Annotated in this window: 13 protein-coding genes; 9 read left to right on the forward strand and 4 right to left on the reverse strand. The window is 65.3% G+C overall.

The genetic code is table 11. The features are described from left to right. Window positions 1-239: 239 nt before the first annotated feature. The 4 genes from JW897_RS01595 to JW897_RS01610 all read left to right on the forward strand — a co-directional run bounded on the left by JW897_RS01595 (window position 240) and on the right by JW897_RS01610 (window position 4417). Complete coding sequence (locus tag JW897_RS01595) at window positions 240-2300, forward strand: carbon starvation CstA family protein (protein WP_205464959.1); 2061 nt, start codon at window positions 240-242, stop codon at window positions 2298-2300. Continuing rightward, the gene (locus JW897_RS01600; protein WP_053077251.1) at window positions 2300-2488 is read left to right on the forward strand and encodes a YbdD/YjiX family protein; all 189 of its coding nucleotides are present in this window, start codon (window positions 2300-2302) and stop codon (window positions 2486-2488) included. Before JW897_RS01595 ends, JW897_RS01600 begins: the two co-directional genes overlap by 1 nt. Before the next feature lie 205 nt (window positions 2489-2693). Beyond that, window positions 2694-3854 carry a hypothetical protein gene (locus tag JW897_RS01605; protein ID WP_205464960.1) on the forward strand — a complete coding sequence of 387 codons (1161 nt, stop codon included), beginning with the start codon at window positions 2694-2696 and terminating at the stop codon, window positions 3852-3854. 167 nt (window positions 3855-4021) lie between these two features. Further along, a complete protein-coding gene (locus tag JW897_RS01610) occupies window positions 4022-4417 on the forward strand; it encodes a DUF2628 domain-containing protein (protein ID WP_048413146.1) in 396 nt (131 codons plus the stop codon). Between the two features lie 71 nt (window positions 4418-4488). On the opposite strand, the gene JW897_RS01615 is transcribed toward JW897_RS01610, so the two are convergent. Beyond that, window positions 4489-5514, reverse strand: coding sequence for a YeiH family putative sulfate export transporter (locus tag JW897_RS01615; RefSeq protein ID WP_205464961.1), 1026 nt, complete (start codon window positions 5512-5514; stop codon window positions 4489-4491). A gap of 116 nt (window positions 5515-5630) precedes the next feature. Between JW897_RS01615 and JW897_RS01620 the strand changes: the two genes are divergently transcribed. Then, entirely contained in the window at window positions 5631-6515 is an 885-nt protein-coding gene (locus tag JW897_RS01620) for a LysR family transcriptional regulator (RefSeq protein ID WP_048413148.1), read from the forward strand. A gap of 7 nt (window positions 6516-6522) precedes the next feature. Here JW897_RS01620 and JW897_RS01625 read toward each other — a convergent pair whose 3' ends face one another. Genes JW897_RS01625 through paaN form a run of 3 tightly spaced genes read right to left on the reverse strand, consistent with a single transcriptional unit; the run spans window position 6523 to window position 10188 of the window. Further along, window positions 6523-8157 (reverse strand): cation/acetate symporter, encoded by a 1635-nt coding sequence (locus JW897_RS01625; protein WP_205464962.1) that lies wholly within the window; start codon window positions 8155-8157, stop codon window positions 6523-6525. Then, the gene (locus JW897_RS01630) at window positions 8154-8462 is read right to left on the reverse strand and encodes a DUF485 domain-containing protein (protein ID WP_205464963.1); all 309 of its coding nucleotides are present in this window, start codon (window positions 8460-8462) and stop codon (window positions 8154-8156) included. Before JW897_RS01630 ends, JW897_RS01625 begins: the two co-directional genes overlap by 4 nt. Window positions 8463-8520: 58 nt before the next feature. Further along, window positions 8521-10188 carry a phenylacetic acid degradation protein PaaN gene (gene paaN, locus JW897_RS01635; protein ID WP_205464964.1) on the reverse strand — a complete coding sequence of 556 codons (1668 nt, stop codon included), beginning with the start codon at window positions 10186-10188 and terminating at the stop codon, window positions 8521-8523. A gap of 201 nt (window positions 10189-10389) precedes the next feature. Here paaN and paaG point away from each other — a divergent pair, with 201 nt between their 5' ends. From paaG to paaK, 4 genes are all read left to right on the forward strand, one after another. After that, window positions 10390-11187, forward strand: a complete 798-nt coding sequence (gene paaG / locus JW897_RS01640; RefSeq protein WP_205464965.1) for a 2-(1,2-epoxy-1,2-dihydrophenyl)acetyl-CoA isomerase PaaG — start codon at window positions 10390-10392, stop codon at window positions 11185-11187. A 2-nt stretch (window positions 11188-11189) separates the two neighbouring features. Beyond that, window positions 11190-12704, forward strand: a complete 1515-nt coding sequence (locus JW897_RS01645) for a 3-hydroxyacyl-CoA dehydrogenase (protein WP_205465203.1) — start codon at window positions 11190-11192, stop codon at window positions 12702-12704. Beyond that, window positions 12697-13119 carry a hydroxyphenylacetyl-CoA thioesterase PaaI gene (gene paaI / locus JW897_RS01650; protein WP_205464966.1) on the forward strand — a complete coding sequence of 141 codons (423 nt, stop codon included), beginning with the start codon at window positions 12697-12699 and terminating at the stop codon, window positions 13117-13119. The genes JW897_RS01645 and paaI overlap by 8 nt, the downstream gene beginning before the upstream one ends. 90 nt (window positions 13120-13209) lie before the next feature. Continuing rightward, window positions 13210-14523, forward strand: coding sequence for a phenylacetate--CoA ligase PaaK (paaK, locus tag JW897_RS01655; protein ID WP_048413155.1), 1314 nt, complete (start codon window positions 13210-13212; stop codon window positions 14521-14523). Window positions 14524-14604 lie beyond the last annotated feature (81 nt).

Here is a 14604-nt window from a genome sequence, read left to right on the forward strand (position 1 = left end):
AGAGGATTTGTTGCCTTGAATTTTAAAATACTAGCACGCAGCGATCCGAAGCGACTTTAGCATTATCGTGACTGCTATTCGTCATAAAGCATTGATAGCTTTTACAAATTAAAGAGCTTGCTTGATTTTCCAGCGCTATCAATCCAGAATCGGTCAGGCAAAAAAAGCCGGCCGTGGCCGCTGTCGTCGCCAGGGACCGGGGAATTAAAACGGGATAAAAGAGAATAGGAACTTGCCATATGCAACAGATAAGAGAATGGGCCGTGTGGCTGGCCGTCGCCCTGGCCGGCGCGGCGGCCTTCGCCGTCGTGGCCCTCAATCGCGGCGAACCGGTCAACGCGGTCTGGCTGATCGTGGCGGCGGTGTCGGTCTACTCCATCGCCTATCGTTTTTACGGCCGCTTCATCGCTCACAAAGTGCTGGAACTGGACGCCCGCCGTCTGACCCCGGCGGAAAAATACAATGACGGCCTGGACTACGTGCCCACCAATAAATGGGTGCTGTTCGGCCACCACTTCGCCGCCATCGCCGGCGCTGGGCCGTTGGTGGGGCCGGTGCTGGCCGCGCAGATGGGCTATCTGCCGGGCACGCTGTGGATTCTGGTCGGCGTGATGCTGGCCGGCGCGGTGCAGGACTTCCTGATTCTGTTCCTGTCGGTGCGCCGCGACGGCAAATCGCTGGGAGAGATCATCCGCACCGAACTGGGCGCCATCCCCGGCGTCATCGCCTCCATCGGCATCCTGATGATCATGGTCATCCTGCTGGCCGTGCTGGCCCTGGTGGTGGTCAAGGCGCTGACCGGCAGCCCGTGGGGCACCTTCACCATCGCCGCGACGATACCGATCGCGCTGTTCATGGGCGTTTACACCCGCTACATCCGTCCGGGCAAGATCGGCGAGATTTCGGTCATCGGCTTCATCCTGCTGATGCTGGCCATCGTTTACGGCGGCGACATCGCCAAGAACGAAACCCTGGCGCCGCTGTTCACCCTGAGCGGCACCACGCTGGCCTGGACCCTGATCGGCTACGGTTTCGTCGCCTCGGTGCTGCCGGTATGGCTGTTGCTGGCGCCGCGCGACTATCTGTCCACCTTCCTGAAAATCGGCACCATCGTCGGCCTGGCCATCGGCATCATGATCGTGGCGCCCAATATGCACATGCCGGCGGTGACCAAATTCATCGACGGCAGCGGCCCGGTGTTCGCCGGCAACCTGTTCCCCTTCCTGTTCATCACCATCGCCTGCGGCGCGGTGTCCGGCTTCCACGCCTTGGTAGCTTCCGGCACCACGCCCAAGATGTTGGAGAACGAAACCCACGCGCGGATGATAGGCTACGGCTCCATGTTGATGGAAAGCTTCGTCGCCATCATGGCGCTGATCGCCGCCTGCGTGCTGGACCCGGGCGTCTACTTCGCGATGAACAGCCCGGCGGCGGTGATAGGCAAGACCGCGGAGGAGGCCGCCCAGGTGATTTCCAGCTGGGGCTTCGTCATCACGCCGGACATGCTGACCCAGATGGCCAAGGACGTGGGCGAGAGCACCATCCTGTCGCGCGCCGGCGGCGCGCCGACGCTGGCGGTGGGCATGGCGCACATTCTGTCCAATGTGATCGGCGGGCCGGCGATGATGGCCTTCTGGTATCACTTCGCCATTCTGTTCGAAGCCCTGTTCATCCTGACCACCATAGACGCCGGCACCCGCGTGCTGCGCTTCATGATCCAGGACCTGCTGGGCCTGGTGGTCAAGCCTATGGCCAACACCGAGTCCTGGGCCGCCAACCTGATCGCCACCGGTCTAGCGGTGACCGGCTGGGGCTACTTCCTGTACCAGGGCGTGGTGGATCCGCTGGGCGGCATCAACACCTTGTGGCCGCTGTTCGGCATCGCCAACCAGATGCTGGCCGGCATCGCGCTGATCCTGGCCACCGCGGTGCTGATCAAGATGCAGAAAACCCGCTACATCTGGGTCACCGCCGTGCCCACGCTGTGGCTGCTGGTGGTGACGCTGACCGCCGGCTGGCAGAAGCTGTTCCACGCCAGCCCCAAGATCAGCTTCCTGGCCCACGCCGACAAGTTCTCCGCCGCCGCCGCCAAGGGCGAGGTGCTGGCGCCGGCCAAGAATATGGCGCAAATGCACCAGATCATCTTCAATGACTATGTGGACGCCACCTTGACCGCGCTGTTCATGGCGGTGGTGATCGCCATGCTGGTGTTTGCGTTGAACGTGATGCGCAAGTCGCTGGCGGTGAGGTGGTCCACCGCCAAAGAAGTGCCGGCGGTGTTCCGGGAGGAGGGCGCGTGATGAGCAAGCTGTGGCAGCAATGGGCGAAGACCGCCCGGCTGATGGTGGGGGTCAAGGATTACGACGCCTACGTCGCCAGCCGCCGCCGTTTCGATCCCAAGGCGGAGGTGATGAGCCGGGAGGCTTTTTTCCGCCGCTGTCAGGACGAACGCTATGGCGGCAAGAGCATGAAGAAGTGTCCGTGCTGATTCCTGACGGCTGGTCATAGTCAGACGCCCGGCTTGGCCGGGCGTTTTTCATTGCATGCGTGGGTTTGTTCCGTGGGAATTGCGGTTTTAACGTTTTGGCATTTTTTTGCGGATTTTAAATCCAAATTGGCTTGAGTTTTAGCCGTGAGTTATGCTGAACGCCCTTTCCACTAGCCCGGCTGCGTATGCGAAATGCGCGCCGTTGATGGACGATATGAGCGATTCCACGTTTGCAAGCCCGATTCTTGACCGCCTGTTGGAGGGCGGAGTGATTGACAAGGCGATTTACGAGGCTGCGCGCGACAAACTGCGCGAGCAGGGCGCGGAGCCCTTCTCCACCTTGGGGGGAGGCCTGGACTGGTTGGAAGAGGAGGAAGTGCTGAGCTTTGAGCAGATGGTTGAGATCGAAGCCAAGGCGGATGCGGATGAAGGCTTTGCTTCCAATGCGGTGCGCAGGCAGGCGCTGGACGAGTACAGCCAGGATCTGGAACTGGAATTGGCCCTGCTCCAGCGGCAAAAGGCGACTCCATGGCGCGAAAAGTTGGCTTGGGGGCTGGGCGGCGCGGCGCTGCTCGGGGCGGCCGGCTGGTATTTCCTGACTCCGCCGCTGGTGCCGAGATGCGAGGCATCCGTAGTGAAGAAAAGCATACACGCCTCTTTGTGGTCGGCGCAGGCGCACCAGATGTCGCGCAAGCCCAGCGCGAGCGCTTCGGAAGCGGGCAATTTGCGGAACCTCAAGCTGGAACAGGTCAAAGAGCTTGGCTACATCGAAGCAGAGCGTGCCCGCGGTTGTGTAGCTATGCTGGTCGTGGATGAGGAGCGCACGCCCATCGCCTACGAGGTGAAGGGGAAGGGCGACGATATCTACGTAATGGGGAGCGACGAGCGTTTGCTGCGTACACGTTACGCTCAGTTGGACTCGGATGGCGCGCTGCCGGAACTAGGCAAGCCTTTGGGACGAGAGGGCATGAGGCAGGCGCTGCAACAAGGCGTGATTGACTTTAGCAAGCTGGGCGGGTCGGTTGCCGACGCTTTGGCCCGCATGCAAGGCGAGGTGGGCCGGCCGGAGTCAGCTCTCGGCGAAGTGCTGCCCTTGAACGACTGTACACAAGGAACGGGCGGTGTTTGGCGTTGCAAGCTGATGCTTCAGTATCGCGACTCGTTCATGATCGCGATCGGCAAGGAGAACCGCTTGCTGCTGGAGGGTGAGTTCAGCTTTGTCCAAGATGGCAAGGACTGGCGCCCGGCGGATAATTTCAAGAAGCAGTTCGCCACGGCCTTGGTGCAAAGCCGACTGATGGTTATGAAGGGGCTGTCGCGCGAGCAGGTTTCCGGAATGACGATAGGGGAGCCCAAAGGCAGCTGAAGAGGAGCAAGGCAGTGGCATGTGCACGGTGCAAAACCACCGCTACCGCCCGAGCGCAAGCCGGGCGGTTTTGTTTGGATTGGAGCCTGGCGCCGACCACGATGTCTTTGTTCTACCTTATGTCATGTTGCAAAATGGCGTCATTTTCAACAGCGCTTGGAGAAACTGTGTCAGAACCTTCCGCTCACGCTGCCTACAGCGATAAATGGCAGAGGCGATTCGCCTTCTTCGATCAGCACGGCGCGCCGAACAGCGCCAGTTACAAGGAAGCCTTCAAGGCTTTGTCGTTTGGCGACCGCCTTAAGGTGCAGATGAATTTCATCGCCTTTTTCTTCTGGCCAATCTATTACCTGGTGCTTGGCTTGTGGAAAAACATGTTGTCCTTATTGGGCGTGGCGCTGCTGATCAACTTGGTCCTGGTCTTGCTGGAGGTGCCGGAATCGATCACCCGGGGACTTGGCTTTGGCTTTAGCGCCTTGGCCGGCATGTCGGTGAACTATCTGTATTACCAAAAGAAGGTCAAAGGCTATAAGGGCTGGAATCCCTTCCGTGGCTTGTTCTAAGCCATGACGGCAATTCAGTGAAAAACCGCCTGGGCGCAAACCAGGCGGTTTTGTTTTGGGCTAAGCGGCGTTTAATGCAGCAAATGACTGACGCCGAAGTTGATCAGGCCGCCGCCGACGATCAGCCAGCCAAACAGGATGGAGGCCAGCAACATCGGTTTGGCGCCGGCCTGGCGAATGGCGGAGAAGTGGGTGGTGATGCCCAGCGCGCCCATCGCGGCGGCCAGCAGCAGGTTGTCCAGCGAGACGATGGCGCTGACCCACGCGGCCGGCAGCAGGTTGAAGGAGTTGAAGGCGGCCACGGCCAGGAAGGCGACGGCGAACCAGGGGATGGCGATGCGGCCCTTCTGTTGACGGCTGCCGTGCGGTTTGGCGGCCAACCAGCTGGACAGCGCGATCAGGAACGGCGCCAGCATCATCACGCGTATCATCTTGGTGATCACCGCGGTGGTCATCGCCGCTTCGCTGACCGATTTGCCGGCGGCAACCGCCTGCGCCACTTCATGGATGGTGGAGCCGGCGAACACGCCGTAGCTGAACTCGGAAATGCCCAGATGGCTGGTCCATTGATACAGCATCGGCCACAGAAACATGGCCACGGTGCCGAACACCACCACGGTGGCGACGGCTACCGCCACTTTCTCCGCATGCGCTTTGAGCACCGGCTCGGTGGCCAGAATCGCGGCGGCGCCGCAGATGGAGCTGCCGGCGCCGATCAGGATCACGCTTTGTTCGTCCATGCCCAAGTATTTGCGGCCGATGCGGAAGGCCAGCAGAAAGGTGGTGCACAGCACCAGGGTATCGATCAGCACCCCGGCGAAGCCGACGGCGGCGATGTCCTGAAAGGTGAGTTTGAAGCCGAACAAGATAATGCCCAGGCGCAGCAGCTTCTGTTTGGAGAACTGGATGCCGTGGTGGCTGGCGACGGCGAAGTAGCGGTAAACGGTGTTGCCTATCAGCATGCCGCCCAGGATGGCGATGGTGAGCGCGGAGAAGCCCAGATGCTTCATCGCCGGCAAGTCCGCTGCGTACAGCGAAGCGACGGCGAGGGCGATGGCCAACGCCAGGCCCGGCATGATTTGGCGAAGGTTTGTCATAAGTAAATGCCTGTTTGGTCTATGGCGAATGGTGCTAACGATACGCCCCTCGTTTTCAGTAGAGAAACGGATAAAATGGATATATGTCAGTAGCAAAATCAATATAAGGAACAGACATGGCCTTGAAGCTGACCCTGCGCGAGCTGGAAGTGTTCGTCGCGGTGGCCGAATACGGCACCGTCACCCAGGCGGCCCAACAGGTGGCGTTGACCCAGTCCGCGGCCAGCCAGGCGCTGGACAAGCTGGAGACCGGGCTCGACGTGCGCCTGTTCGACCGCATCGGCAAACGGCTAAGCCTGAACGAGCACGGCCGGCTGCTGTGGCCCAAGGCGCGGGCGATGCTGGACGCGGCCCAGGACATGCAGAGCCTGTTCAACGCCGGAGCGATGTCCTTGAAGATTGGCGCCAGCAGCACGGTGGCCAACTATCTGTTGCCGCAGCAGCTGGCGGCTTTCCGCGCCGCCTGGCCGCTGGCGCGGCTGGAACTGGACGTGGCCAATACTCGCGACATCGTCGACGCGGTGGCGGCGCTGCGGGTGGACTTCGGCTTCATCGAAGGGCCTTGCCACCATCCTGACCTGGTTGCCCAGCCCTGGCGGCAGGACGAGCTGGTGGTGTTCGCCGCCGCCGATCACCCCTTGGCGCGAGGCGAGGCGGCGCGCCAGGACCTGGCGCAGGCGGAATGGATTCTGCGCGAAGCCGGCTCCGGCACGCGCGAGGAGGTGGACCGCCTGCTCCTGCCTCACCTGGCCATGCTCAACGTCAGCATGGAGCTGGGCCATTCCGAGGCGATCAAGCACGCGGTGGCGGCCGGTCTCGGCGTCAGCTGCCTGTCGCGGCGGGTGGTGGCCGATCTGTTGCAGACCGGAGCGGTGGTGGAAGTGAGCGCCGGCTTGCCGGCGCTGACGCGCACGCTGTATCAAGTGCAGCACCGCGACAAGACGCTGACCCGCGGCATGGCCGCGTTCCAGAACATGACGATGGCGGCGCTGCTGGCCTGAACCGTGGCTAGTGTTTGCCGGTGCCTGTGCCGGCCCCCAGCCCGGTCAGCGCGCGGATGTACTGCGCCGGGAAACGGCTGCGCTCCAATTGACCCTGGGACGAGCGGTCGCAGACCGACAACAGCCAGGCGCAGGCGAAGGCTGCGCTCATGGAAAACAGCGCCGGGTTGGCGTAGGGGAAGATCGGCCGCGGATTGCCGAGGATGTCCACCCACACCATGGGGCCCAGCACCAAGAGCGCGATGGCGGACGCCAGGCCGGCCACGCTGCCGGCCACAGCGCCGCGGGTGGTGAGCCGGGACCAGAACATCGCCAGGAACAGCACCGGGAAATTCACCGAGGCGGCAATCGCCAGCACCAGGCCGGACAGAAAGGCGATGTTCTGCTTTTCGAACAACAGCCCCAGCAGGATGGCCAGCAGGCCTATCACCAGCGTCGCCAGCCGCGACACCCGCATTTCCTCGGCGCTGCTCACCTTGCCCCGGCGCAGCGCCACCGCGTACAGGTCGTGGGACACCGCCGACGCGGCCGACAGGGCCAGGCCGGCGACCACGGCGAGAATGGTGGCGAAAGTCACCGCCGACACCAGGCCGAGGAACAGGTTGCCGCCCACCGCCTGGGCCAGGTGCACCGCCACCATATTGGCGCCGCCGACAATGCCGCCGCCTCCGTCGCGAAAGCCGGCGTCGCCGCCGACGATGAGGATGGCGCCAAAGCCCACCAGGATCAGCAGCAGGTAGAAATAGCCGATGAAGCCGGTGGCGTAGAACACCGACTGGCGCGCGGCGCGGGCGTCGGCCACGGTGAAGAAGCGCATCAGCACATGCGGCAAGCCGGCGGTGCCGAACATCATGCCCAAGCCCAGGGAGACGGCGTCCACCGGGTTGGACACCAGGCCGCCCGGCGCCAGGATGGCCTGGCCGCGAAGATCGGCGGCGGCGGCGAACATCGCCTCGCTGCTGTAGCCAAAGCGCCGCCAGACCATGAAGGCCATGAAGCTGGTGGCCGACAGCAGCAGCACCGCCTTGACGATCTGCACCCAGGTGGTGGCCAGCATGCCGCCGAACATCACGTACAACACCATCAGCACGCCGACGATGACGACGGCGCTCAGATAGCTGGCGCCGAACAGCAGCTCGATCAGCTTGCCTGCGCCCACCATCTGCGCCACCAGATAGAGCAGCGCCACCGTCAGCGTGCCGCAGGCGGCGGTGATGCGCACCGGCGTCTGGCTCAGCCGGTAGGACACCACGTCGGCGAAGGTGAATCGGCCGAGGTTGCGCAGCCGTTCGGCGATCAGGAACATGATGATGGGCCAGCCGGCCAACACCCCCAGCGCATAGATCAGGCCGTCGTAGCCTTTGCTGAACATCATCGCGGAGATGCCGAGGAAGGACGCGGCGGAGATCATGTCGCCGGCGATGGCCAGGCCGTTCTGCAGCGGGCTGACGCCGCCGCCGGCGGTGTAGAAGTCGGAAGCGGAACGGGTGCGGCGCGCGGCCCAGCCGGTGATGAACAGGGTCAGCGTGACGAACAGCAGGAACATCAGGATAGCGTTCCAGTTCAGGGGGCGCGGCGTACCGGCCTGGGCCCAGGCGGGGGCGGCCAGCGTCAGCGTCGACATGGCGAGGAGGGATCTCATGGCTGGCACTCCCGCAGGACTTCGTCGTTCAGCGGGTCCAGCCGCTTGTTGGCCTGGCGCACGTAGATTCCGGTCAGCGCGAACGCGGCCAGGATGATGGCGACGCCCACCGGCATGCCCAAGGTGGTGACGCCGGCGCCTACGGGCCGGGCCAGCCAGTGCGGCGCGAAGGCCAGCACCAGGATGAAGCCGTAATAGAGCAGCAGCATGACGGCGGTCAAGCTCCAGCCCAATCGCGCTTTGCGGCTGGCCAGTTGTTGAAAGGCGGGGTGGTTCAGAATCGCTTGCTGTTGTTGTGGCGTCATGACGCGGCTCCGTGCGTAAGTCTGGCGGGCGACGCCCCGGCCATGCCGGGGCCATGGGTCAGCCGAAGCTGCGGGTTTGCGCCACGCGGAAGCGATTGGCGACGAAGGCGCTGTCGGACAGGCTGGCGTTGGCCGCCGGGTTGCCGCCGCTGCCGTGGAAGTCGCTGAAGGCGGCGGACTGGTTGACCATCACCGCGCCGGTGAAGTTGAGCGCCAGCGACACGCAGGCGTTTTCCGCCGCCTGCCGGGCTTGCTCCTGCACTTGCTGGTCCGTGCTGTACACCGAGAAGCTCAGCGCGCCGTGGCGGCGCATGCCGTCTTCCGCCCGGCGCAGCGCGGCGGCGCTGTCCGGCGCCTGGATCAGGAAGCCGATCGGCCCGAAGTGTTCCTGCTCGTAAATGGCGCGGTCTTCCAGCGTCAGCTGGCGCAGCAGCGGGGTGTGCACCTCGGCTTCTGGATAGTGCGGATGGCTCAGCCTCCGGCTGTCCAGCGCCGGCCGGCCCAGCGCGCGCGCCGCTTCCAGCCTTTGCTGCACGCCGGGGTTCTGGATCGCGCCCAACAGCTCCACCGCCTTGGCCGGTTCGGCGCACAAGGCCTCCAGCGCCGCGCACAGGCCGGCCACCGTCTGCTGGTAAGACAACTGGCCTTCCGGAGTGTGGATGCCGTCGGCCGGGATGAAGATGTTCTGCGGCGCGGTGCACATCTGGCCGCTGTACAGCGCCAGCGACAGCGCGAGATTGCGGCACAGGCCGGGGAAGTCGGCGGTGGAGTCCAGCACCACGCAGTTGACGCCGGCTTTCTCGGTGTAGACCTGGGCGTGGCGGCACTGGCTTTCCAGCCATTCGCCGTGCGCGCTGCTGCCGGTGAAGTCGATCAGCTTCACCTCCGGTCGCTGCGCCAGCAGGCTGGCCAGCGGCTCGCCGTGCTGATTCGCCGCCAGCAGCACGGTATTGGGGTCGAAGCCGGCCTCGGCCAGCACCTCGCGGGCGATGCGCACCGTCAGGGCCAGCGGCAGCACCGCGCCGGGGTGGGGCTTGACGATCACGCTGTTGCCGGTGGCCAGGCTGGCGAACAGTCCCGGATAACCGTTCCAGGTGGGAAAGGTGCTGCAGCCTATCAGCAGGCCGACGCCGCGCGGGACCACCTTCCAGCTTTTCTCCAGCACCAGCGGCTCATGCTTGCCCTGCGGCTTGCTCCAGCGGCAATGCTCGGGAATGGCCGACATCTCGCGCCAGGCGTAGGTCACCGCTTCCAGCGCGCGGTCCTGCGCATGCGGGCCGCCGGCCTGGAACGCCATCATGAAAGCTTGGCCGGTGGTGTGCATCACCGCGTGGGTGATCTCGAAACTGCGGCGGTTCAGCCGCTGGATGATTTCCAGGCAAACGCCCACCCAGGCTTGCGGGCCGGCTTGCCGCCACGTTTGCAGCGCCGTGGCGGAGGCTTGCAGCAAGGCGTCGGCGTCGTGGCGCGGATAGCGGATGCGCAGGGCGCCGCGATAGGGAGAGCGCTCGCTGCCTACCCAGCCCTGCGTGGCCGGCAGACCGTCCAGCTGGAAGTCTTGTTGCAATAAAGCCTCAAACGCCGCCTGACCGTCGGCGGCTGCGGTTTCGCCGTAGCTTCTGGGGCTGGGCATTTCCGGGTACGGCGACCAGTACTGGCGTTCACGCAAGGCCTGCAGGGCCTGGTCCAAGATGGCTTGATGTTGCTGGAACAATGGGTGAGACATGGAGCTTCTCCTCGGGCGGAGGGATGAGAGGCCGGCCTGAGCCATGCCAGCGACAGGACCGGATGCGGCAACAACAGTTTCAGCGCGCTGTCATTGATGTGGGTCAGCTTATAATTGATTTTCCGGTCGGTCAATGATAGCGTTTGCCACAGTAGCGGTTTGGCCGGCATCGCCATGGCCGCATCCAGAAAGGGAACAAGCATGCAGACTTCGGAAACGAGTGTTGAATTGAAGCTGGAAGCGGGCGTGGCAACCTTGACGCTGAACCGGCCGCAGCGGCTGAACAGCTTCAATCCCGCCATGCACCAGGCTTTGGCGGCAATGCTGGACCGTCTGCGCGACGACGCCGAGGTCAGGGCGCTGGTGTTGACCGGCGCCGGCCGCGCCTTCTGCGCCGGCCAGGATTTGAGCGACCGGGTGCCGGAGCCGGGGCAGCCGCCGGCGGATCTGGGCTTGTCCATCGAGGCCTATTACGCGCCGCTGGTGCGGCGGCTGCGCGACATGCCCAAGCCGGTGATCGCCGCGGTCAACGGCGTGGCGGCCGGCGCCGGCGCGAACCTCGCCCTGGCTTGCGATCTGGTGATCGCCGCGCGCTCGGCGCGCTTCATCCAGGCTTTCAGCAAGATAGGCCTGATGCCGGACGCCGGCGGCAGCTACTGGCTGCCGCGCCTGCTGGGTCAGGCGCGGGCGATGGGGCTGGCGCTGCTGGCCGAGCCCCTGTCTGCCGAGCAGGCCGAGCAATGGGGCTTGATCTGGCGCTGCGTCGACGACGAGGATTTTCCCGCCGCGGTGGGGCAGCTTGCCGAGCAGTTGGCCAGCGGGCCGACGCTGGCCTACGCGCGGATCAAGCGGGCGCTGCAAGCATCCGAGGGCAACAGTCTGGAACAGCAGCTGCAACTGGAGCGCGATACGCAGCGCGAGCTGGGCTTCAGCGCCGATTACCGCGAAGGCGTGGCGGCTTTCCTGGCCAAGCGTCCGCCGCGCTTTGGAGGGCAGTGAGCATGCAATTGGGCAGCGAACAGCGAGTGGCGGTGATAGGCGCCGGCGCGATGGGGCGCGGCATCGCCGCGGTGGCCGCCGCCGCTGGGCATGAAGTGTATTTATACGATCAGGACGCCGGCGCGGCGGCGGCGGCGCCGGACGCGATCGCTACCGACTGGGCCGGCCTGGTCCAGCGCGGCAAATGGAGTCAGCCGCAGCTGGACGCCGCGCGCCGCCGGCTGCGGCCGGTAACTAGCTTGGAGGAATTGGCCGACGCGAGTTTGGCGATCGAGGCCATCGTCGAGCGGCTGGACGCCAAGCAGGCGCTATTGCGACAGTTGGACGCGCTGTTGCCGGTCGCCGCCGTCCTGGCCAGCAATACTTCTTCCCTGTCCATCACCGCGCTGGCGGCGGGCCTGCGCCATCCGGAGCGGGTGATAGGCCTGCATTTCTTCAACCCGGCCACGCGGATGAAGCTGGTGGAAGTGGTGAGCGGCTTGGCGACCGCGCCGGCGTTGGCGGACCGTCTGTGCGCGTTGATGCGGTCCTGGGGCAAGACGCCGGCGTCGGCCGCGTCCACGCCCGGCTTCATCGTCAACCGGGTGGCGCGTCCGTTCTACGCCGAGGCCTTGCGGCTGCTGCAGGAAGGCGTCTGCGCGCCGGCCACGCTGGACGCCTTGCTGCGCGAGGCCGGCGGCTTCGCGATGGGGCCGTTGGAACTGATGGATCTGATCGGTCACGACGTGAATTTCGCGGTGACGCAATCGGTGTACCAGGCGATGCAGCAGGATCCGCGTTTCCGGCCGTCGCCGCTGCAGCAGGAGCTGGTGGCGGCAGGCCGCTTGGGCCGCAAGAGCGGCCGCGGTTTTTACGATTACGACCAGACTTTGCCGGAAGCGGAGGCGACGCCGCCGCGGCCCGCTCCCGCCATGCTGCGGGTGCACGGCGGCCTGGGCGTGGCCGAACCGCTGCTGGCGCGCTTGCAGGCCGGCGGCGTGCGGCTGGAGCGCGAGCCGGGGCCGGCTCAAGGCTGGCTAAGCTGGGACGGTTTGCGGCTGGCCCTGTCCGATGGCCGCAGCGCCACCCGCCGCGCCGCCGACAGCGGTCACGCCGGCTGGGCGGTGTTCGATCTGGCGCTGGATTACGCCAGCGCGCCGAGGTTGGCGTTGGCGCTGGCGGACCAGGCCGCGCCGGAGCTGGCGGCGCAGGCGGAGGGCGTGCTGCAGGCGGCCGGCCTGCAGGTGTCGCGGCTGGACGACGCCGCCGGCATGGCGGTGTTGCGCACCGTGGCGATGCTGGCCAACGAGGCGGCCGACGCGGTGGGGCAGGGCGTGGCGGCGGCGGACAGCGTGGACCAGGCCATGTGCCTGGGCGCCGGCTATCCCCGCGGTCCGCTGGCCTGGGCCGATCGCCTCGGCAACGACTACGTGGCGGGGGTGCTGGACGCGCTGCACGCGCATTACGGCGACGGCCGTTATCGGGTTTCGCCGCTGCTGCGGCGGCTGGCCCTGTCTGGAGGACGCTTTCATGACTGAGACCGAATCCGCTTGGCAGCTGGCCGAGCACAGCGCGCTGGCGATGCTGAGCCAGGACCGGGCGTCCGCCAGCCTGGGCATGGAGTTGCTGGAGGTGGCGCCGGGCCGCGCCCGGCTGCGCATGCGGGTGCGCGACGATATGCTCAACGGCTTCCTGCTGTGCCACGGCGGCCTGTTGTGCGCGCTGGCGGACACCGCCTTCGCCGTCGCCTGCAATAGCTGGGGGCCGCGCGCGGTTGGCGCGGCCATCAGCATGGAATATCTGCAGCCGGCCCGCAGCGGGGATTGTCTGCTGGCGGAGGCCGAGTGCCTGCACCAGGGCGGCCGGCAAGGACTTTACGATGTGAGGGTGAGCAATCAGCGAGGCGAAGTCCTGGCGCTGTTGCGCGGCCGCTCTCATCGCCCCGCTTCCTAAGCACCCGCCAAGGAGAACACGCCGTCCGCTCTTTTCAGCCCGCAGCCAATGGCCGCAGAGCCAAGCCCCAACCTACACAGGAGAAGCATCATGCCCACCACCCGCCCTTCGCCCAGCGAACTGGACGCTATGGAAACCGCCAGCCGCGACGAGTTGTCCGCCCTGCAACTGCAGCGTCTGCAATGGTCGCTGCAACATGCTTACGACAACGTCGCTCCCTTCCGCGCCAAGTGCGCGCAAGCCGATGTTCACCCCTCTGAGTTGCGACGTCTGGAGGACCTCAGCCGCTTTCCGTTCACCAGCAAGGCGGATCTGCGCGACAACTATCCGTTCGGCCTGTTCGCGGTGCCGCGGGATCAGGTATCGCGCATTCACGCCAGCAGCGGCACCACCGGCCAGCCCACCGTGGTGGGCTATACCCGCAAGGACATCGACAGTTGGGCCACGGTGGTGGCGCGGTCCATCCGCGCCGCCGGCGGCCGGCGCGGCAGCATGGTGCACATCGCTTACGGCTACGGCCTGTTCACCGGCGGCCTGGGCGCGCACTACGGCGCCGAGCGGCTGGGCTGCACCGTGGTGCCGATGTCCGGCGGTCAGACCGAGCGCCAGGTGCAACTGATCCAGGACTTCCGCCCGGACATCATCATGGTCACGCCGTCCTATATGTTGAACATCCTCGATGAAATGGAGCGCCGGGGCATGGAGTCCGCCGCCTGCTCGCTGCGGGTCGGCATCTTCGGCGCCGAGCCGTGGACCGGGCTGATGCGGCAGGAGATCGAACGCCGCGCCGGCATCGACGCGGTGGATATTTACGGCCTGTCCGAGGTGATGGGGCCGGGCGTGGCCAGCGAATGCGTGGAAAGCAAGGACGGCCCGGTGATCTGGGAAGATTTCTTCTACCCGGAAATCATCGATCCGTTCAGCGGCGAGGTGCTGCCGGACGGCGAGGAAGGCGAGCTGGTGCTGACCTCGCTGACCAAGGAAGCGATGCCGGTGATCCGCTACCGCACCCGCGACCTGACCCGGCTGCTGCCGCCCAGCAGCCGCTCGATGCGGCGCATCGGCAAGATCGTCGGCCGCTCCGACGATATGCTGATCATCCGCGGCGTCAATGTGTTCCCCACCCAGATCGAGGAGGTGATTTTGCGGCAGCCGGGGTTGGCGCCGCATTTCTATCTGGAAGTCGACAAGGACGGCCACCTGGACTGCCTGTCGGTCTTCGTCGAACGCGAGCTCAGCGGGCCGGCGCGCGACGACGCCAGGCAACTGGCGGAGCGACAGCTGCAGCACAGCATCAAGAGCCATGTCGGCGTGACCACCACGGTGCGGGTGGTGGAGCCGATGACGATAGAACGTTCGGTGGGCAAGGCGCGGCGAGTGGTGGACAAGCGGCCGCGCGGCTAGGCGGCGGCTGGTGGGAATTACTAACGCTTGTATTTTAATTGAACGAACGGTAAATTAATTAATAAGCCGTTTCCGCGCCCC

It is taken from the genome of Chromobacterium alkanivorans (assembly GCF_016937655.1).
Lineage (GTDB): Bacteria > Pseudomonadota > Gammaproteobacteria > Burkholderiales > Chromobacteriaceae > Chromobacterium > Chromobacterium alkanivorans.

Excerpts from the sequence above, each read along its gene's own strand:
- JW897_RS01620 (WP_048413148.1), top strand. The coding sequence starts at position 5,631 with ATGGCCTTGAAGCTGACCCTGCGCGAGCTGGAAGTGTTCGTCGCGGTG.
- paaI (WP_205464966.1), top strand. The coding sequence starts at position 12,697 with ATGACTGAGACCGAATCCGCTTGGCAGCTGGCCGAGCACAGCGCGCTG.
- JW897_RS01600 (WP_053077251.1), top strand. The coding sequence starts at position 2,300 with ATGAGCAAGCTGTGGCAGCAATGGGCGAAGACCGCCCGGCTGATGGTG.
- JW897_RS01595 (WP_205464959.1), top strand. The coding sequence starts at position 240 with ATGCAACAGATAAGAGAATGGGCCGTGTGGCTGGCCGTCGCCCTGGCC.
- paaG (WP_205464965.1), top strand. The coding sequence starts at position 10,390 with ATGCAGACTTCGGAAACGAGTGTTGAATTGAAGCTGGAAGCGGGCGTG.
- JW897_RS01615 (WP_205464961.1), bottom strand. The coding sequence starts at position 5,514 with ATGACAAACCTTCGCCAAATCATGCCGGGCCTGGCGTTGGCCATCGCC.
- JW897_RS01605 (WP_205464960.1), top strand. The coding sequence starts at position 2,694 with ATGGACGATATGAGCGATTCCACGTTTGCAAGCCCGATTCTTGACCGC.
- JW897_RS01630 (WP_205464963.1), bottom strand. The coding sequence starts at position 8,462 with ATGACGCCACAACAACAGCAAGCGATTCTGAACCACCCCGCCTTTCAA.
- paaK (WP_048413155.1), top strand. The coding sequence starts at position 13,210 with ATGCCCACCACCCGCCCTTCGCCCAGCGAACTGGACGCTATGGAAACC.
- paaN (WP_205464964.1), bottom strand. The coding sequence starts at position 10,188 with ATGTCTCACCCATTGTTCCAGCAACATCAAGCCATCTTGGACCAGGCC.
- JW897_RS01625 (WP_205464962.1), bottom strand. The coding sequence starts at position 8,157 with ATGAGATCCCTCCTCGCCATGTCGACGCTGACGCTGGCCGCCCCCGCC.
- JW897_RS01645 (WP_205465203.1), top strand. The coding sequence starts at position 11,190 with ATGCAATTGGGCAGCGAACAGCGAGTGGCGGTGATAGGCGCCGGCGCG.